The 16,369-nt window shown below is 64.3% G+C and carries 21 protein-coding genes; 11 read left to right on the forward strand and 10 right to left on the reverse strand.

The features are described from left to right. Window positions 1-53: 53 nt before the first annotated feature. From QQK95_RS07115 to QQK95_RS07125, 3 genes are all read left to right on the forward strand, one after another. The gene (locus QQK95_RS07115; protein WP_013896722.1) at window positions 54-278 is read left to right on the forward strand and encodes a F0F1 ATP synthase subunit C; all 225 of its coding nucleotides are present in this window, start codon (window positions 54-56) and stop codon (window positions 276-278) included. A gap of 67 nt (window positions 279-345) precedes the next feature. Further along, window positions 346-945, forward strand: a complete 600-nt coding sequence (locus QQK95_RS07120) for a F0F1 ATP synthase subunit B (protein WP_284270367.1) — start codon at window positions 346-348, stop codon at window positions 943-945. A 10-nt stretch (window positions 946-955) separates the two neighbouring features. Continuing rightward, on the forward strand, window positions 956-1,447 hold the full coding sequence (locus QQK95_RS07125; protein ID WP_284270369.1) for a F0F1 ATP synthase subunit B: 492 nt from the start codon (window positions 956-958) through the stop codon (window positions 1,445-1,447). A 236-nt stretch (window positions 1,448-1,683) separates the two neighbouring features. Here the strand turns inward: QQK95_RS07125 and QQK95_RS07130 are convergent, their stop codons facing one another. Together QQK95_RS07130 and QQK95_RS07135 are read right to left on the reverse strand one after the other, a co-directional pair. After that, the gene (locus QQK95_RS07130; protein WP_096455855.1) at window positions 1,684-2,379 is read right to left on the reverse strand and encodes a ribonuclease HII; all 696 of its coding nucleotides are present in this window, start codon (window positions 2,377-2,379) and stop codon (window positions 1,684-1,686) included. A 153-nt stretch (window positions 2,380-2,532) separates the two neighbouring features. Next, entirely contained in the window at window positions 2,533-3,687 is a 1,155-nt protein-coding gene (locus tag QQK95_RS07135) for a PA0069 family radical SAM protein (RefSeq protein ID WP_284270564.1), read from the reverse strand. Between the two features lie 150 nt (window positions 3,688-3,837). Between QQK95_RS07135 and QQK95_RS07140 the strand changes: the two genes are divergently transcribed. Continuing rightward, window positions 3,838-4,362 carry a glycosyltransferase gene (locus QQK95_RS07140; protein ID WP_284270374.1) on the forward strand — a complete coding sequence of 175 codons (525 nt, stop codon included), beginning with the start codon at window positions 3,838-3,840 and terminating at the stop codon, window positions 4,360-4,362. Window positions 4,363-4,506: 144 nt separating this feature from the next. Beyond that, window positions 4,507-5,481, forward strand: a complete 975-nt coding sequence (locus QQK95_RS07145) for a hypothetical protein (protein WP_284270377.1) — start codon at window positions 4,507-4,509, stop codon at window positions 5,479-5,481. A 25-nt stretch (window positions 5,482-5,506) separates the two neighbouring features. On the opposite strand, the gene moaB is transcribed toward QQK95_RS07145, so the two are convergent. From moaB to QQK95_RS07175, 6 genes are all read right to left on the reverse strand, one after another. Then, window positions 5,507-6,052 carry a molybdenum cofactor biosynthesis protein B gene (gene moaB / locus QQK95_RS07150; RefSeq protein ID WP_284270381.1) on the reverse strand — a complete coding sequence of 182 codons (546 nt, stop codon included), beginning with the start codon at window positions 6,050-6,052 and terminating at the stop codon, window positions 5,507-5,509. A gap of 1 nt (window position 6,053) precedes the next feature. Continuing rightward, a complete protein-coding gene (locus QQK95_RS07155) occupies window positions 6,054-6,941 on the reverse strand; it encodes a 4-(cytidine 5'-diphospho)-2-C-methyl-D-erythritol kinase (RefSeq protein ID WP_284270382.1) in 888 nt (295 codons plus the stop codon). 26 nt (window positions 6,942-6,967) lie between these two features. After that, the gene (locus QQK95_RS07160; protein WP_143974663.1) at window positions 6,968-7,153 is read right to left on the reverse strand and encodes a hypothetical protein; all 186 of its coding nucleotides are present in this window, start codon (window positions 7,151-7,153) and stop codon (window positions 6,968-6,970) included. Window positions 7,154-7,293: 140 nt separating this feature from the next. Continuing rightward, the gene (locus QQK95_RS07165) at window positions 7,294-8,154 is read right to left on the reverse strand and encodes a S49 family peptidase (RefSeq protein WP_284270388.1); all 861 of its coding nucleotides are present in this window, start codon (window positions 8,152-8,154) and stop codon (window positions 7,294-7,296) included. 78 nt (window positions 8,155-8,232) lie between these two features. Further along, window positions 8,233-9,048, reverse strand: a complete 816-nt coding sequence (locus tag QQK95_RS07170; RefSeq protein WP_284270390.1) for a tRNA1(Val) (adenine(37)-N6)-methyltransferase — start codon at window positions 9,046-9,048, stop codon at window positions 8,233-8,235. Further along, entirely contained in the window at window positions 9,048-9,272 is a 225-nt protein-coding gene (locus QQK95_RS07175) for a putative signal transducing protein (RefSeq protein ID WP_027041409.1), read from the reverse strand. Before QQK95_RS07175 ends, QQK95_RS07170 begins: the two co-directional genes overlap by 1 nt. Before the next feature lie 200 nt (window positions 9,273-9,472). Between QQK95_RS07175 and QQK95_RS07180 the strand changes: the two genes are divergently transcribed. The 5 genes from QQK95_RS07180 (at window position 9,473) to QQK95_RS07200 (ending at window position 14,447) form a co-directional block, all read left to right on the forward strand. Beyond that, window positions 9,473-10,489 (forward strand): polyprenyl synthetase family protein, encoded by a 1,017-nt coding sequence (locus QQK95_RS07180; RefSeq protein ID WP_142875377.1) that lies wholly within the window; start codon window positions 9,473-9,475, stop codon window positions 10,487-10,489. Window positions 10,490-10,595: 106 nt separating this feature from the next. Beyond that, window positions 10,596-11,264 (forward strand): GntR family transcriptional regulator, encoded by a 669-nt coding sequence (locus tag QQK95_RS07185; RefSeq protein WP_284270400.1) that lies wholly within the window; start codon window positions 10,596-10,598, stop codon window positions 11,262-11,264. Window positions 11,265-11,454: 190 nt separating this feature from the next. Further along, window positions 11,455-12,048 carry a biotin transporter BioY gene (locus tag QQK95_RS07190; protein WP_284270403.1) on the forward strand — a complete coding sequence of 198 codons (594 nt, stop codon included), beginning with the start codon at window positions 11,455-11,457 and terminating at the stop codon, window positions 12,046-12,048. After that, window positions 12,045-12,494: a DUF1284 domain-containing protein gene (locus QQK95_RS07195; RefSeq protein ID WP_284270405.1), complete on the forward strand. Its 450-nt coding sequence runs from the start codon at window positions 12,045-12,047 to the stop codon at window positions 12,492-12,494. Before QQK95_RS07190 ends, QQK95_RS07195 begins: the two co-directional genes overlap by 4 nt. 177 nt (window positions 12,495-12,671) lie before the next feature. Next, window positions 12,672-14,447, forward strand: a complete 1,776-nt coding sequence (locus QQK95_RS07200; protein ID WP_284270408.1) for a tetratricopeptide repeat protein — start codon at window positions 12,672-12,674, stop codon at window positions 14,445-14,447. A gap of 67 nt (window positions 14,448-14,514) precedes the next feature. Here the strand turns inward: QQK95_RS07200 and QQK95_RS07205 are convergent, their stop codons facing one another. Beyond that, complete coding sequence (locus tag QQK95_RS07205) at window positions 14,515-14,976, reverse strand: GNAT family N-acetyltransferase (protein ID WP_284270410.1); 462 nt, start codon at window positions 14,974-14,976, stop codon at window positions 14,515-14,517. A gap of 261 nt (window positions 14,977-15,237) precedes the next feature. Between QQK95_RS07205 and QQK95_RS07210 the strand changes: the two genes are divergently transcribed. Then, the gene (locus QQK95_RS07210; protein WP_038645360.1) at window positions 15,238-16,182 is read left to right on the forward strand and encodes a glycine--tRNA ligase subunit alpha; all 945 of its coding nucleotides are present in this window, start codon (window positions 15,238-15,240) and stop codon (window positions 16,180-16,182) included. Here the strand turns inward: QQK95_RS07210 and QQK95_RS07215 are convergent. Continuing rightward, on the reverse strand, window positions 16,179-16,358 hold the full coding sequence (locus QQK95_RS07215; RefSeq protein WP_284270413.1) for a hypothetical protein: 180 nt from the start codon (window positions 16,356-16,358) through the stop codon (window positions 16,179-16,181). The two genes, QQK95_RS07210 and QQK95_RS07215, sit on opposite strands and share 4 nt — an antisense overlap. Window positions 16,359-16,369: the final 11 nt, after the last annotated feature.

Here is a 16,369-nt window from a genome sequence, read left to right on the forward strand (position 1 = left end):
ATTGGCGCCGGATGGAAACGCAACGGAATTTCAGATCCAAAGGAGTTGAACAAATGGACGCAGAAGCAGCAAAGTACATCGGCGCCGGCATCGCTTGCCTGGGCATGGGTGGCGCGGGCATTGGCCTGGGCAACATCTTCGGCAGCTACCTGTCGGGCGCGCTGCGCAACCCGTCGGCTGCTGATGGCCAGTTCGGCCGCCTGATCTTCGGCTTCGCCGTGACCGAAGCTCTGGGCATCTTCTCGCTTCTCATCGCGCTGCTGGCCCTGTTCGGCTGAGCCAGACTTTGGGAAGATTGGACAGGCCGGCCGCGCAAGCGGCGGGCCTGATATCTGGGGATAGTCCATGTTCGTGACATCTGCCTTCGCGCAAGAGTCCGCGCCTGCCGCCGATACCAGCCACGCTGCGACCGGAGCCGATACGCATTCCGGTACCAGCGTGCCTGCCGAAGCGCATGGCGCATTTCCGCCCTTCGATCCTGCGACCTTCCCGTCGCAGCTCCTCTGGCTGGCGATCACTTTCGGGCTGTTCTACCTCTTCCTGAAGCGGGTCGTGGTGCCGCGCGTCGGCGGCATCATCGATGTCCGCAACGATCGCATCAGCCAGGACCTCGATCAGGCATCGAAGTTGAAGGGCGAGGCCGACGCCGCCGTTGCCGCTTACGAACAGGAACTGGCGGAGGCCAAGAAGAACGCCAGCTCTATCGGCCAGCAGGCCGCCGATGCGGCCAAGGCGGAAGCCGAGACCGCACGCAAGAAGATCGAGGCCGCTCTCGACGAGAAGCTTGGCGAAGCCGAGGCACGCATTTCTTCCATCAAGGCCAACGCCATGAAGGAAGTCGGCAGCATCGCCGAGGACACCGCTTCGGCGATCGTCGAGGCCCTGGTCGGCGGCAAGGCCAGCAAGGCCGAGATCGCGGCCGCGGTCAAATCCGTGGCCCGGTGAGGAGCGCATCATGGACGCTACATCTCTCGCAACGCTTTGGGCCACGATTGCCCTGATCATCTTCCTGGGCGTCGCCATCTACATCAAGGTGCCCGGTCTTATAGCCAAGGCGCTCGACGCCCGTGCTGCCAGGATCAGCAGCGAACTCGACGAGGCACGCAAGCTGCGCGACGAGGCCCAGCAACTGCTCGGCCAGTACAAGAAGAAGCGCAAGGAAGCCGAGCAGGAGGCTGCCGATATCGTCGCAGCCGCCAAGCGCGAAGCCGAGATGCTTGCCGCCGAAGCGCACAAGAAGACCGAGGACTATGTGGCCCGGCGTACCGCGCTTGCCGAGCAGAAGATCGGTCAGGCCGAGCGTGACGCGGTCGCCGAGGTGCGCGCCAGCGCCGTCGACATCGCCGTCGAGGCCGCCCGCGCGCTGCTCGCCGCCAAGGTAGACGTCAAGGCCGGCGCCGACCTGTTCAAGGCTTCGCTCGCGGATGTGAAGGCCAAGCTCAACTGAGCGGTTCTTGAACCGCCGACATGGAGCCGCCCGGGCAACCTGGCGGCTTTTTTGTTGTGGGACTGAGGTCAAGGTTGCCAATCTCCCCTTTGTGGGGGAGATGCCCGGCAGGGCAGAGAGGGGCGTGACGGAACGCCGGCAGTTCGATTTCCATCCCCTGCGTCAGGTGCGAATTATCCCAGGAGCCTGGGCGCAACTGGCCCATGAGGAGGGAGTCCAGCTGTCATCGCTGTTGCTCAATCCAGTCCGGCCAAGCTTTCTTCTTCCGCCACTTCAGCCCCGCCCAGCCTGAACGGCGCGAACGAAACGCGGTGTAGCCGTGCTACCGGGCCATGCGCCTCGATCGCCGTGCGATGGCGGGCCGTGGCGTAGCCCATATGGACCTCGAAGCCGTAGCGGTCGTGGTGGCTGCCGCAGCCGCACATCATGCGATCGCGCATCACCTTGGCGACGATTGAGGCGGCGGCGATCGACTGCGAGCGCTGATCGCCCTTGATCAGGGCGCGGCCGTCGCACGGCAGCCCAGGCGGCACGTCGCGTCCATCCGCAAGCGCGAGCTTCGGCCGAACCGACAGCCCGACCAGGGCGCGGCGCATCGCCTCGAGGCTCGCCTTGAGGATGTTGCTGCCGTCGATGCCTTCGGCGCTGATCGAGGCCATCGAAACCGCCTGCGCGGAGCCGAGAATGCGCAGGAACAGCGCTTCGCGCTGCAAATGGCTGAGCCGTTTGGAATCGTCGAGGCCTTCGGGGATGTTGGCGGGGTCGAGCACCACCGCCGCGGCGACCACCGGCCCGGCCAGCGGCCCGCGGCCGGCCTCGTCCATGCCGGCCACTGGCCACAGGCCGTCGGCCATCGCCTTCGTCTCGAAGGAGAAATCGGGTTTCTCGACGATTTCGAAGAGAAGCGGAGAATCGGAACGCGCGCGAGCCATGTTGCGGCGAGGTTCGCATCGGCTCCGATTCTCCGCAAGTCCCTCCGGGTCGGGTGGGGCGCCGGACCGGGAGGGCACCGTCTGCAGGCCGGGGCAGGCCGGACGGGATTTTGTGTGCCGTGGCAGCTCAAACCGCCGCGACGAATTCCGGTCTTAGAGCAGCATCAACTGCTCCTGGTCTTTTCCGGCGGCGACGAACTGGTCGGTGCGCAGCGTGCGCCGTTCGATATTGAGGCCAAGCCGCTTGGCGGTGATCTCGAAACGCCGGCCGATCTGCCAGGCGTAGGGGCCGGCGCCCTTCATGCGCTTGCCCCATTCCGAATCGTAATCTTTGCCGTCGCGCATCGACCGGATCAGCGACATCACGTGGCGGTAGCGGTCGGGATAGTGGCGCAGCAGCCAGTCCTTGAAGATCGGGCTGACCTCCAGCGGCAGGCGCAGCACGACGTACCCCGCCTCGCGCGCACCGGCAGCGTATGCCGAATCGAGGATCCGCTCCATCTCCTGGTCGGTGAGGCCGGGGATGATCGGCGCGACCATGACCGACGTCGGAATGCCGGCATCCGAAAGCTGCCGGATCGCCTCCAGCCGCTTGGTCGGCGTCGACGCGCGGGGTTCCATCGTCCTGGCCAGCATGCGGTCCATTGTCGTCACCGAAAGCGCAACCTTGGCCAGTCCGCGTTCGGCCATGCGCGACAATATGTCGATGTCGCGCGTCACCAGAGCGGATTTGGTGACGATGCCGACCGGATGGCCGCGCGCCTCCAGCACTTCGAGGATCTCGCGCATGATCCGGTACTGCTTCTCGATCGGCTGGTAGGGATCGGTGTTGGTGCCGATGGCGATGGTGCGCGGCTGGTAACCGTGCTTGGACAACTCCTTGTCGAGCAGCCGCGCCGCATCCGGCTTGGCGAACAGCTTGGATTCGAAATCCAGCCCCGGCGACAGGCCCATGAAGGCGTGCGTCGGCCGCGCGAAACAATAGACGCAGCCATGTTCGCAGCCGCGATAGGGGTTGATCGACCGGTCGAAGGAGATGTCGGGCGATTCGTTGCGGGTGATGACGGTGCGCGGCTTTTCCACCTGCACCTCGGTCTTGAACGGCGGCAGTTCCTCCAGCGAACTCCAGCCATCGTCGAATACATGCCGGCTGACCGGTTCGAAGCGGCCGGACGGATTGATGCCCGCCGACCGGCCGCGGTTGCGGTCCGGACGGATACGCATGCCACTCTGCTCGATCATCGCATTGGCCATTTCGGCACGTCCTGCCCCGAAGGCTGCAATGTCGGCACGCACGATCGGTTCCATCTTGGCCCGCTCCCAGGGACTGTCCATGTTGTTTCGAATCGCTCTGTTCATGAAATTATTCCTATTTTGCCGATGAGAACAAAGCAAGAACTTTTTATGCTGCGCCGCAAAAACTGGCGCAGTGCGCGGCTTTCCGCTATTCGGCTAAATATGCTCAGTGTTCTCATCGAAACCCGCAATGACGAGGAGGCTCTCGCCCGCACGCTAGGCTCGCTGATTGGCGGCGCGGTCGAGGGCGTTGTGCGCGACGTGATCGTCTGCGACACCGGCTCCACCGACCAGACCCATCATGTCGCCGAGCATGCCGGCTGCCACTATGTGGCAAGCGGCGGCATCGCCGCCGGGATAAGGCAGGCCAAGGGTGACTGGCTGTTGCTGCTGGAGCCGGGCGCGCGGCTGGTGGAGGGCTGGATCGATGCGGTCGTCGCCCACACGGCGAGGCAAACCATGGCGGCGCGGTTCTCTCGTGCGCGCGGCAGCCGCACAGCGTTCCTCGCCCGGGTCTTTTCGGGGAACCGCGCGCTCGCCGATGGGCTGGTGATCAGCAAGCGCCAGGCGGCGTCCTTGTCGAAAAACGCCGGCAGCGCCGAGGCGCTGGCGCGCGGCCTGGCGACGAAGAAGCTCGAAGCCGAGATCTGGGTGGCGCCACCGAAGCAGCACCGCGCGACGAAGTGATTTTTTGCATCTGCTCAGTCTATTGTGCGTTGCACAAGATCTGACGTGAGGTTAGCCTTCCCTCAGGTGGGTGAATTGGGTTTGGGTCATACGAGTGGTGAGCACCGATGCGGCATCGGTGGCACCCTCATGGACGAGGACCCGATGACCCTTTCAACATCCGACGAATCCGGTGCCGCCAGTCTCGAGGCCATTGCGCGCAACGGCAGCCTGCTGCGGCGCATCGCGGTGCGCATTCCGACCTATCTCACGGACCTGCGCGAAAACCCTGCCTGGTTGCCGATGTTCATGCTGGCGCGCACAATGCCCGGGCGCCGCATACATTGGCTGGGCGCAAAGCGTGCGCGTCCTGCCGACAATGCCGGGGATACGATGTTTTCCGGTGTCGAGCGGGCCGCGGTGGTCGATGCTTTGCGTTCCGATGGCCTGTTTTCAGGCCTCCTCCTGCCTTCGGAGATCCATGAAGAGATCGCGGATTTCGCGGCGCGTACGCCTTGCTTCGGCAATTTCGACCGCCGTCTCGAATTCATGCCGGGCGAGCATGCCCAGGCCGAGAAACGCCTGGGCCGTTCGCTGCTTAGCGGGCACTATTTCGAACGCATCCTCGACTGCCCGGCAGCACTTGCCATACAGCGCGATCCGCTGCTTCTCGACATTGCCGCGCACTATCTCGGTGCTCAGGCGAAGCTGATTACGACGCGAGTCTGGTGGAGCTTTCCGACCGGCGAAGCCTCGGACGCCGACAAGAACCTTGCCTCGCTCGGCAAGTATCATTTCGACCTCGACGACTGGCGCATGCTGAAGTTCTTCTTCTACCTCAAGCCCGTCGATGTCGACACCGGTCCGCATGTCTATGTCAGGGGCAGCCACAGGCGCCGCGCCATCAAGCATCAGCTCACCCTGTTGGTCGGCCATTCCGCCCAGGAGGTGCTGGACGTCTATGGCGAGCACAGCCCGGTGACGCTGACCGGCGAAGCCGGCCTCGGCTTCGTCGAGGATCCGTTCGGCTTTCACATGGGCACCGTGCCGGCGCGCACGCCGCGGCTGATGATGGAAGTCGGCTTCGGCGTCTCACGCCCCTCGCGCCGGCGCTTTCATGGCGAACCGGTGATCCGCTGAAGGCGGGGAAGCGCAATTCCGTGTGTCACTTCCCGCGCCGCAGATGTTCGTCCAGGCGCGGCATGATCTCGACGAAGTTGCAGGGCATGTGGCGATAGTCGAGCTGCGCCTTGAGGATGCCGTCCCAGGCGTCCTTGCAGGCGCCGGGCGAGCCCGGCAGCACGAAGACGAAGGTGGCGTTGACGACGCCGCCGGTCGCCCGGCTCTGGATCGTCGACGTGCCGATCTTGTCGTAGGAGATGCGGTGGAACACTTCGGAAAAGCCGTCCATGCGCTTTTCGAAGATCGGCTCCAGCGCCTCCGGCGTCACGTCGCGGCCGGTGAAGCCGGTACCGCCGGTGGTGATGACGACATCGATGTCCTTGTCCCGCGACCACGCCAGAACCATGTCGCGGATCTTGTCGCGGTCATCGGTGACGATATCGCGGGCCGCCAGGATGTGGCCGGCCTCGGTGATGCGGTCGGCCAGCGTCTGTCCGGATTTATCGTCGGCAAGGCTGCGCGTGTCGGAAACCGTCAGCACGGCGATGCGCACCGGAATGAACGAACGGCTCTCGTTGATCCCAGCCATTTCACTCAGCCTCCGAGGACATGCTGCGCGTCGCCGCGACGAACCAGTCGGGCTGGCGGTTGCGGATCTCGGCCGCCGCGCGCTTGGCGACATTGCCGGTCTCGAACAGCCCGAAGCATGTCGCGCCCGATCCGGACATCCGTGAAAAGCCAGATCCGGCCTTATCAAGCCATGACAGAGCCCGGCCTATAGCGGGCTGCAGCGCAAGGGCTGCCGGCTCCAGATCATTGCGGGTGATCTCCAGCCAGTTGCGCAGGCTGTGAAAATCGATGCTGCGCGGCAGCGGCGGCATGGGCTCGTTGTCACGGCGGGGCAGGGCCGCGAAGACATCCGCCGTCGAGACCGGCGTGCCCGGATTGACCAGCACCAGTCCCAGCGCCGAAAAGTCCGGTAGCATCGACAACTCGTCACCAATGCCGCGCGCCACCAGCGGCTTTGCCGCCAGGCACATCGGCACGTCGGCGCCAAGCGAGAGGCCGATCCGCGCCAGCTCGGCGTCGTTTATGTCCAGGCCCCAAGTCTGTGCCAGCCCGCGCAGTACGGCCGCCGCATCGCTCGACCCGCCGCCGACTCCCGAGGCGACCGGCAGGTTCTTTTCCAACCTTATCGAGACGGACGGGGTGCGCCCGGAGCCGGCCTCCCGTCGCAAGGCATCGCGCGCCTTGAGCACAAGATTGCTGGCGTCGAGCGGAACCGCCGGCGCATAGCGGCCGGACAGGGTGAAATCGTCGCTGTCGGCTAGGGCGATCTCGACCCTGTCGCCGAAACGCGTGAAAACCGCCAGGCTGTCGATCAGGTGATAGCCGTCAGGGCGCCTGCCGGTTACATGCAGCGCCAGATTGATCTTGGCGTGCGCGTGCCAGGTGCGCGAACCGATTTCGGTGTCCACGGCGTCAGTCGTATTGGGGATGATGCTCAGTCCTTGGCCAGCCGGTATTCGCCGGTCTTCGGGTCCTTGACCAGCGTTCCCATCGCGCCATTGGCCGCCTGCTTTTCGGTGCGCCTCACCTTGGCCGTCACGCGCTCGGCTTCCCGGATGAAAGTGCGGTAGCCGAAATAGGCGGCGACGCCGACGACGGCGAAGAAGATGATCTGCGGCATGTCACAACTCCTACCACGCTGGGCCGGCGAAGGCGGCCGGTCGGGTCGGTTCATGCATGTCGCCCAAAACTGTGTCCGGTTTTGGGAAAACGGCATGCATAGGACTTCAAGCATTCATGCTAGACGCTTTTGCGCGGTTTTCAAAGCCCGAAGCGAGCCCACGATGCGCGCTCTTCCGCCGCATCGATGACGCCGCTGGCGGCAGCAGCGGCGATATCGGGCGCTGAAAAGCCCTTGCTTGAGCCGAACAGGCCGAAACGGCCGAGGAAACCGCGCGGCGCGGTGATCAGCCTGAGCTGGGTTTTCGCGCCAAACCGGGTCTTCAGCACAGTGCGCATGTCGCCGAGCGCATCGACGAGGCCGAGTTCCAGGCCCTTCTTGCCGGTCCAGAACAGGCCGGTGAACAGATCCGGGTCGTCCTTCAGCTTCGTGCCGCGCCGCTCCTTGACCAGATCGATGAAGGTCTCGTGCACCTCGAGCTGCAGCGCCTTCAGCCGCTCCACGTCTTCCTTTTTCTCGGGCTTGAACGGGTCAAGCACCGCCTTGTTCTGGCCCGCGGTATGGACACGGCGCTCGACGCCGATCTTCTTCATCAGTTCGGGAAAGCCGAACGAGGCCGAAACCACGCCGATGGAGCCGACGATGGAGGACGGATCGGCAAAGATCTCGTCACCGGCGACCGCGATCATGTAGCCGCCCGAGGCCGCGACATCCTCGACGAAGACCAGAACTTGCCTGTTCTTTTCAACCGCCAGGTCACGGATGCGCCTGAAGATCAGCCGCGACTGCACCGGCGAGCCGCCGGGCGAATTGATCGAGATGGCGACCGCCGGCGCGTCGAAGGAAAACGCCTTCTCGATAAGACCGGCGGTCGAGGCCAGCGAGAGGTTTTGCCGAAACTGGCCGCCCGACATGATCGTGCCGTGCAGCCGGATGACCGGAATGGTGACGACGGTGGAGCGCCAGGATTTCGGCAGAAGGCGGTTGAAAAGGCGTTTCACGAGGGCGTGGTCTCCGGTCGATGGTTGCAGGCATGTAGGGATTTCCCGGCCAACGGCAATGCGGCGGCCAGGAATAGCTCAATCTCCAAACAGCGAGGCGAGACCGTTGGTAATCATTTCGCTGCGCTCGTCGGGGCCATTGCCCGATTGCGCGTGCAGCATCAAAGGCGGACGAATGGCAAGCTTTCCGCGCGCGCCGAGCGCTGCCCGCACAATAATGCGGATCGCCGCCGCGTCGGGGCGAGGGTGCACGGCCAGCATCTCGGCATCGCCGAAACGGCCTGATATCGCGTCGAGAATGGCGCCGAGCTGTTCGGGCCGCGCGATGACGGCAAGCCCGCCGCGCGGCCTGACCACCGCCGCCGCGCTGCGGATCCAGCTCTCGAACAGCCCGTCCTCCATCACGTGGGCTTCCTTTCGCAACCGGTCCGGCGTGGCGCGGTCCCTGGCTGCGTTGAAGGGCGGGTTCATGATGACGTAGTCGAAGTCGTTGTCGGCCAGACCTGCCGCCACCCGGGCCTGGCCTGAAACCGTGACGTCGGCGACGAGCACGGATGCGCGATCGCTGAGATGCGCATTGCCGGGGTGAGCAAGGGTGGCCGATGCGAAGGCGGCCATTTCCGGCGCGCGTTCGACCAGAACGGCCTGGGCAGCCGGGCAGCGCGAAAGCACCGCCAGGCCAGCAGCGCCGGCGCCGGCGCCGAAATCGGCGAGACGTCCGCCGAAGACCGACGGCACGGACGCCGCCAGCATCATCGCATCCATGCCGGCGCGATGGCCGCCATGCTTGGGCTGCACCAGCCAGAACCGGCCGCGATGGAAGGCATCGACCGTATGGGCCGGCGTGTCCGGGCCAAGGGCGTCAAGGGCAGGGGCGGCTGGCGCGGCCGACATTATTTTGTGCGGATCTCGTTGGCGATGCCGGCATCCCTGAGGATGCGACGAGCGGCATCGGCCTGGTCGGCGTCGACCATGACGCGCTTCTGCAAAAGACCGATCGACCCTTCGAGAATGCTCATATTCTGATCGGCGACAAAGCAGGCGATACCGGCGTCGCGCATCAGCGATTCGACAAAGGAGATGATCACGGCATCGTTGGTACGGACAAGTTCTATCATCCAACGAAACTCGCAGTTTGCGCCATTGATGTAAACGGGCGGGGATTCCATGGCGACAGCCTCGCTCCTCCGTGCCGTTGACAGCCTGTCGCCGACGCCGCGCCAATTCGCCACTTGCCGTGGCCGTGTCCGCCGCCCTAGAGTCCTTCTCGGGATTAGGGTGCCGTCGCACGCGTTATAACAAGACGGGAGTGATTGTCGTGGGTGTCGTTCTCAACATCGAAAACGGGAAGCGGGAGCCCGCCTCCATCAAGGATCTGATCGATCTGACGGCGGCCGATATGGGACGCGTCAACGAACTGATCCTGTCCAAGGCCGGCTCCGACGTCGAGATGATTCCGGAGGTCGCCAACCACCTGATCTCGTCCGGCGGCAAGCGGCTCAGGCCGATGCTGACGCTCGCCGCCGCGCAGATGTTCGCCTATGCCGGCGAAGGCCATGTCAAGCTCGCCACCTCGGTCGAGTTCATGCACACCGCGACCTTGCTGCACGACGACGTCGTTGACGAGAGCGGCATGCGCCGCGGCAAGAAGACCGCCCGCATGATCTGGGGCAACCAGGCAAGCGTGCTGGTGGGCGATTTCCTGCTCGGCCAGGCCTTCCGCATGATGGTCGATGTCGGCTCGCTCGAAGCGCTCGACATCTTGTCGAGCGCTGCCTCGATCATCGCCGAGGGCGAGGTCATGCAGCTCGCCGCCGCCAAGAACCTCGAAACCACCGAGGACGAGCACTTCGCCGTCATCAAGGCCAAGACAGCCGCGCTGTTTTCGGCCGCTGCCGAGGTTGGACCGGTCATCGCCCAGGCGACCCGCAATGATCGCGCCGCGCTGCGCTCCTACGGCATGAATCTCGGGCTCGCCTTCCAGCTCATCGACGATGCGCTGGACTATGGCGGCACCAGCAAGGATCTGGGCAAGAATGTCGGCGACGATTTCCGCGAGGGCAAGGTGACCTTGCCGGTCATCCTCGCCTACCGGCGCGGCACCAAGGCCGAGCGCACCTTCTGGAAGCGCGCCATCGAGGACAATGTCGTCGACGATGCGGGCCTGGAAAAGGCGATCGGCCTGATGACCCGGCACGGCGCCATCGCCGATACGATCGGGCGCGCCCGCCATTTCGGCGAGATCGCCCGCGACGCGCTCGCGCCGCTGGAAGAAACGCCGCAGAAATCGGCGCTGATCGACGTCATCGATTTCTGCATCAGCCGGGTGAACTGAGAAGGCCGACCTTTCTCGGAATTCCCTCGCTTCGACTGGGGAGAACGTTGGCGAACACGGCGCCGCCGTCTCGACAAGCGGCCTTGCCGCAAATTATCTATAAAACATGGCAAAGGGCACGGACGACACCATCGCGGTGCGCATCAGCAAGGTGCTGGCGGACCGCATCATCTCGGGCGCGATCGAGCCGGGGACGCGGCTGCGCCAGGATCATGTCGCCGAGGAATTCCACACCAGCCATGTTCCGGTGCGCGAGGCCTTCCGCCGTCTGGAGGCGCAAGGCCTTGCCGTCAGCGAACCGCGCCGGGGCGTGCGCGTCGCGGCTTTTGATCTCGGCGAGGTCAAGGAGGTCGCCGAAATGCGGGCGGCCCTCGAAGTGCTGGCGCTGCGCCATGCAGCGCCGCATCTGACGTCGGCCATTCTCGATCTCGCCGAAGAGGCGACCAAGGCCGGCGACAAATCCCGCGATGTCCGGTCATGGGAGGAAGCCAACCGCGCCTTCCACCGGCTGATCCTGGCGCCCTGCGGCATGCCGCGCCTGCTCGCCACCATTGACGATCTGCATGCGGCCAGCGCCCGCTTCCTGTTCGCTGCATGGCGATCGGAGTGGGAAGCGCGCACCGACCAGGACCATCGGGCGATCCTGACCGCCTTGCGGCAAGGAAACACCGAATCGGCGGCCGCGACGCTGGGGCGACATGTCCAGTGGATCGGTCGCAAGCCGGTCAGGACGGCCTCCGGCGCGACGCGCGAGGCCTTCGCGATCGTGGGTTGACGCCTGTCACCCAAAACTGCCGCCCGGTTCCGGGAGGACGACATGCATGAAGCATGGTCTGAAGCGCGTTGCGACGCAGTTCAGACGCTCTTTGTCGTGGGAAGGCTTGCTATGTCGTGAGAAATGTGGATTCGATAATAGATCGAAAACAGAAATTATCTATAATTTCAAATCGACCGAAGGGATCCTCATGACTGACATCGCATTCACGTCCAGCAAGCCGTCCTTCAGCCCGCTCCGGCTTCAGGATCGCTCGCTCGCCTGGCAGGTCGGAGCCGTGGTGCTCGGCACGCTGTTCCTGGCGCTATCCTCATACATCGAAGTGCCGATGGTGCCGGTTCCCGTGACCATGCAGACCTTCGCGGTGACGCTGATCGGCGCGCTCTATGGCTGGCGGCTTGGCGCGGTCACCATCGCCGCATGGCTGGTCGAGGGTGCTGTCGGCTTTCCGGTGCTGGCTGGAGGCGCTGCCGGCGTAGCGCATTTCGTCGGGCCGACCGGTGGCTATCTCTTCGCTTTCCCGATCACCGGCGCGCTCGTCGGCTGGCTGGCCGAACGCGGCTGGAACGGCAACAGGGTGGTGCTTGCCTTCGCCGCCATGCTGCTCGGCAATCTTGCCTGCCTGGTGCTCGGCACGGCATGGCTGGCCGTCATGATCGGCACCGAACAGGCCATTACCTTCGGCTTCCTGCCGTTCATCGTCGGCGGCCTGCTGAAGTCGGCGCTTGGTGCCGCGACACTGATGGCGCTCCCCCGTGGCAAGGCGAAGCCGGCAAATCCGTGACGATCCGGCTGCGCGCCCATCATCTCCTTTGCCTGCTCACCTATGTGGGCAAGGGATACAGCCCCGCCTTCACCGTCAATTATGACGCGATCGCGGAGCGCCTGGGCCGGGGCGAGGACATCCTCCTCGTTTCCGGTCCCGACGACATCTGCGCGCCCTTGCTCGACGGGCCGGAGCCGCATTGTCTCAACGAGAGCGTCGTCGAGCGGGACCGGCTTGCCGCACGCGAAGTCGGGGACCTTCTGGCCCTGCCAATCCAGCCCGGCGTCCGCCTCGATCTCGATGCGGCAATCCTGGCGCGGATGCGACAGGCGTTTTCTGTTGGTGGCGTACGCAAGGCTTGCGGCGGCTGTGAATGGAGCGAACTGTGCGGCGCGATCGCGGCCGGCGGCTTCCCCGGTGTGAAAGTGCAGCGATCCGTCGCGCCGGGAGAGCCCGGACCTTGACGCCGACCTTTCCTCGGCCGAAAATCCCGCCCAGCCATGGTTTGTTAATCGGCTGACCCGATTGTGAATTTCAGGCGGATTGAAGCGCGACCCCAAAAAGGCCATGCTTTGCCCGGAAAGATCGAGTCTACGTCGATCCCGCTGACGCGGAGATGGCGCCTGGCTGAAAGGGATACGATGCAGCAAGGACGTGCGCGCTGGCTGACAAGGCTGGCAATTGTGGCGGGTATGGCGGTCTCGGCTCTGCCGGCCTATGCCAAGCAATCCACCGAACCGGTCAAGATCTCGTCGTTCTCGGGCGCCTATCTGGCAGCCCGGATCGCCGAAGGCGACAACGATCTCGACAGCGCCATCGCCTACTACAAGCAGGCCCTGGCCTTCGATCCGAGCGACACCGGCCTGCAGCAGAGCCTGATGCTGTCGCTGATCGCGCAAGGCCGCTTCGACGAATCCCTGGTCTATGCCGACAAGCTCAAGGAAGTGCCCGATGTCGAGCGCTTCTCGCGTCTGGCGCTGGCCGTCGATTCGTTCCACAAGAAGGATTTCACCAAGGCGCAGTACTGGCTCAAACTGTCGCTGGAATCCGACCTCGACCGGCTGATCTCCGGCGTCATGTCCGGCTGGGCCGAACAGGGTGCTGGCCACGCTGTCGACGCGATGGCTTCGATCGACAAGCTTCAGGGCCCGGACTGGTTCGGCCTGTTCAAATCCTTCCACCGCGCGCTTGTCGCCGATGCCTCCAACATGCCCGAAAAGGCCGAGGCGATCTACGCCGCGACGATGCAGGATACCGCCGCCGGCGGTGCCGCGCCCGAGACCTGGATGCGCAACGCGCAGGCCTATGCCTCGTTCCTGGCCCGCAAGGGCGACAAGGCCAAGGCGATCTCGGTGCTCGACCAGGCCGAGGCGTTTTCGCCGGGCAAGCTCGAAATCGTCGCCCTGCGTGACCGGATCAGCAAGGGCGACAAGATCGCGCCCTTCGTTTCCGGTCCGTCCGACGGCGCTTCTGAAATCCTGCTCGACCTTGCCACCGCGCTCAACCGGGGCGGCGGCGAGCCGTTCGTTCGCCTTTACCTGCAATATGCGCTCGCCCTGCGGCCTGACAGTGATGCGGCTCTCGTGCAGCTCGCCGCCGTCGCCGAGCAGTTGAAGGACGGCGAGGGCGCCATCGCGCTCTATCGGCGCATCCCTGATTCTTCGCCGCTGAAAGAGCTTTCGGACCTGCAGCTTGGCCTCAACCTTGCCGATCTCGACCGCCATGACGAAGCGATCACCCATCTCAAGGCCTTCGTCGAGGCTCATCCGAACGACATGCGCGCCTATCTGGCGCTTGGCGGGGTCTATTCCTCGAAGGATGATTTCCGCTCGGCCGCCAACCTCTACGACAAGGCCGTCGAGGTGCTGAAGACACCGACCGCTGCCAACTGGAACATCTTCTACCAGCGCGGCATCGCCTATGAGCGGCTGAAGGAATGGCCGAAGGCCGAGCCGAATTTCCGCAAGGCGCTGGAACTGCAGCCGGACCAGCCGCAGGTGCTGAACTATCTCGGCTATTCCTGGGTCGACATGAACACCAACCTGAAGGAAGGCCTGGCGATGATCCAGAAGGCCGTCGACCTCAGGCCGAGCGACGGTTACATCGTGGATTCCCTGGGCTGGGCCTATTTCCGCCTCGGCCGCTTCGATGACGCGGTGCGCGAGATGGAGCGCGCCGTATCGCTGAAGCCGGAAGATCCGGTTCTCAACGACCATCTCGGCGATGCCTACTGGCGCGTCGGCCGCAAGCTGGAAGCTACTTTCCAGTGGAATCAGGCGCGTGACCTGAAGCCCGATCCCGACGTTCTGGCCACCTTGCAGCAGAAGCTGATGAAGGGCCTGCCGCCGATCGAATCCAACACGGCGCAGGAGACCCCCAAGGTCAAGCCCGAGCCGGTGCCTGTCCCGAAAGGCTGAGATCGGCTATTTGAATGCGAACGGGGCTTCTTTGGGAGCCCCGTTTTCGTTTGGAGGCGCGCAGCCCTCAAAACAGCTTCCGGTAGACGACGAACCCGGAGCGTTCGCCGACCTTGTCGTAGAGCTTCATCGCGGTCTGGTTGGTTTCATGCGTCAGCCAATACACCCGTCCGGAGCCGGCGGCCTGGGCGCGCTGATAGACGCCTTCGATGAGCGCCCGGCCGAAGCCTTTGCCACGCGAAGCCTGCGCGGTGAAAAGATCCTGCAAATAGCAGTTCGGTGAGATCGCCGTCGTGCTGCGGTGAAAGAGATAGTGCACGAGGCCGAGGAGGTTTCCGCCGCTTTCGGCCACCAGCGCATGCACCGGCTCATAGGCGTCGAAGAAGCGCGACCATGTCATCGCCGTGATCTCGCTTGCCAGCGCCGTCTCGCCGGAGCGGCCATAAAATGCGTTGTAGCCGTCCCACAGCGGCAGCCATTGCTCGTAATCCTGTCGCGTGACCGGGCGTACGATGATGGAGCTGGGCATGGCAGGACCTGTCGCCGTTGATGTGGGCCGTAGGGGGCGAACAGACCGCAGGCTTCCGAGCCCGGCAATGGGCCAGTCCCCGGCAAAGTCTTCAACACAGCGCGGCACTCATGGCGGCCGGCATCCGGTGCGCCTTGCTTGACGCTTCGCTGCCGTGTCTCTAGGACGGGCCGGCAAGAGCATGATCCCGAAAAATGGATACCGGTTTTCGGAAAGATCATGCTCGAGGACAGGCTCTAGCCTTTGATGTCGAGGCCACCCGTGACGATTGAAATCCCTGCCCATATGCACCCCAGCCGCTCGTTCCAGGGGCTGATCCTGACCTTGCACAATTACTGGGCGGCCTATGGTTGCGTCATCCTCCAGCCCTACGACATGGAGGTCGGCGCCGGCACGTTTCACCCGGCAACGACGCTGCGCGCGCTCGGGCCGAAGCGCTGGAACGCCGCCTATGTCCAGCCCTCACGCCGTCCCAAGGATGGCCGCTATGGCGAGAACCCGAACCGGCTGCAACATTATTACCAGTACCAGGTGATCCTGAAGCCGAACCCGCCGAACCTGCAGGAGCTCTACCTCGGCTCGTTGGCGGCGATCGGCGTCGATCCGCTGCTGCATGACATCCGCTTTGTCGAGGACGACTGGGAAAGCCCGACGCTCGGCGCCTGGGGGCTGGGCTGGGAATGCTGGTGCGACGGCATGGAAGTCTCGCAGTTCACCTATTTCCAGCAGGTCTGCGGCATCGAATGCGCGCCGGTGGCGGGCGAGCTGACCTATGGGCTGGAGCGGCTGGCCATGTATGTGCAGGGCGTCGACAATGTCTACGACCTCAACTTCAATGGCCGCGAGGGCGCCGACAAGGTGACTTATGGCGACGTCTTCCTGCAGGCCGAGCAGGAATATTCGCGCCACAATTTCGAATACGCCAACACGGCGATGCTGCTCAGGCATTTCGAAGACGCCGAGGCTGAGTGCAAGGCGCTGCTCGAGGCCGGCGCGCCGGCTTCGAACGACAATCTGCCCATGCACAAGATGGTCTTTCCGGCCTACGATCAGTGCATCAAGGCCAGCCATGTCTTCAACCTGCTCGATGCGCGCGGCGTGATCTCGGTCACCGAGCGGCAGAGCTACATCTTGCGGGTGCGCAATCTGGCGAAGGCCTGCGGCGAGGCGTTTTTGAAGACACAGGCGGGTGGATTGGCTGCTTAGCCAACGGCTTTCAGGAACATCGCGACGGTACCGACCGATGGCGCGTTCTGAGTGCTGGCACCGTCGATGGTCCGCAATGCCTGCCTCACACCTGGCATCGAAAAGGCGCCGTGGACCTGCGCGGTGAAGCAGGCGCTGAGTGCGAGGATCTGCAGAAGTCTGGATGCCGTTTTCATGGTCGTTCAGC

It is taken from the genome of Mesorhizobium huakuii (assembly GCF_030160235.1).
GTDB lineage: Bacteria > Pseudomonadota > Alphaproteobacteria > Rhizobiales > Rhizobiaceae > Mesorhizobium > Mesorhizobium huakuii.

Bases quoted from the DNA above. Each gene is read 5' to 3' on its own strand.
- QQK95_RS07115 (WP_013896722.1), top strand. From the start codon at position 54: ATGGACGCAGAAGCAGCAAAGTACATCGGCGCCGGCATCGCTTGCCTG.
- QQK95_RS07120 (WP_284270367.1), top strand. From the start codon at position 346: ATGTTCGTGACATCTGCCTTCGCGCAAGAGTCCGCGCCTGCCGCCGAT.
- QQK95_RS07125 (WP_284270369.1), top strand. From the start codon at position 956: ATGGACGCTACATCTCTCGCAACGCTTTGGGCCACGATTGCCCTGATC.
- QQK95_RS07130 (WP_096455855.1), bottom strand. From the start codon at position 2,379: ATGGCTCGCGCGCGTTCCGATTCTCCGCTTCTCTTCGAAATCGTCGAG.
- QQK95_RS07135 (WP_284270564.1), bottom strand. From the start codon at position 3,687: ATGGAACCGATCGTGCGTGCCGACATTGCAGCCTTCGGGGCAGGACGT.
- QQK95_RS07140 (WP_284270374.1), top strand. From the start codon at position 3,838: ATGCTCAGTGTTCTCATCGAAACCCGCAATGACGAGGAGGCTCTCGCC.
- QQK95_RS07145 (WP_284270377.1), top strand. From the start codon at position 4,507: ATGACCCTTTCAACATCCGACGAATCCGGTGCCGCCAGTCTCGAGGCC.
- moaB (WP_284270381.1), bottom strand. From the start codon at position 6,052: ATGGCTGGGATCAACGAGAGCCGTTCGTTCATTCCGGTGCGCATCGCC.
- QQK95_RS07160 (WP_143974663.1), bottom strand. From the start codon at position 7,153: ATGCCGCAGATCATCTTCTTCGCCGTCGTCGGCGTCGCCGCCTATTTC.
- QQK95_RS07170 (WP_284270390.1), bottom strand. From the start codon at position 9,048: ATGTCGGCCGCGCCAGCCGCCCCTGCCCTTGACGCCCTTGGCCCGGAC.
- QQK95_RS07175 (WP_027041409.1), bottom strand. From the start codon at position 9,272: ATGATAGAACTTGTCCGTACCAACGATGCCGTGATCATCTCCTTTGTC.
- QQK95_RS07185 (WP_284270400.1), top strand. From the start codon at position 10,596: ATGGCAAAGGGCACGGACGACACCATCGCGGTGCGCATCAGCAAGGTG.
- QQK95_RS07190 (WP_284270403.1), top strand. From the start codon at position 11,455: ATGACTGACATCGCATTCACGTCCAGCAAGCCGTCCTTCAGCCCGCTC.
- QQK95_RS07200 (WP_284270408.1), top strand. From the start codon at position 12,672: ATGCAGCAAGGACGTGCGCGCTGGCTGACAAGGCTGGCAATTGTGGCG.
- QQK95_RS07205 (WP_284270410.1), bottom strand. From the start codon at position 14,976: ATGCCCAGCTCCATCATCGTACGCCCGGTCACGCGACAGGATTACGAG.
- QQK95_RS07215 (WP_284270413.1), bottom strand. From the start codon at position 16,358: ATGAAAACGGCATCCAGACTTCTGCAGATCCTCGCACTCAGCGCCTGC.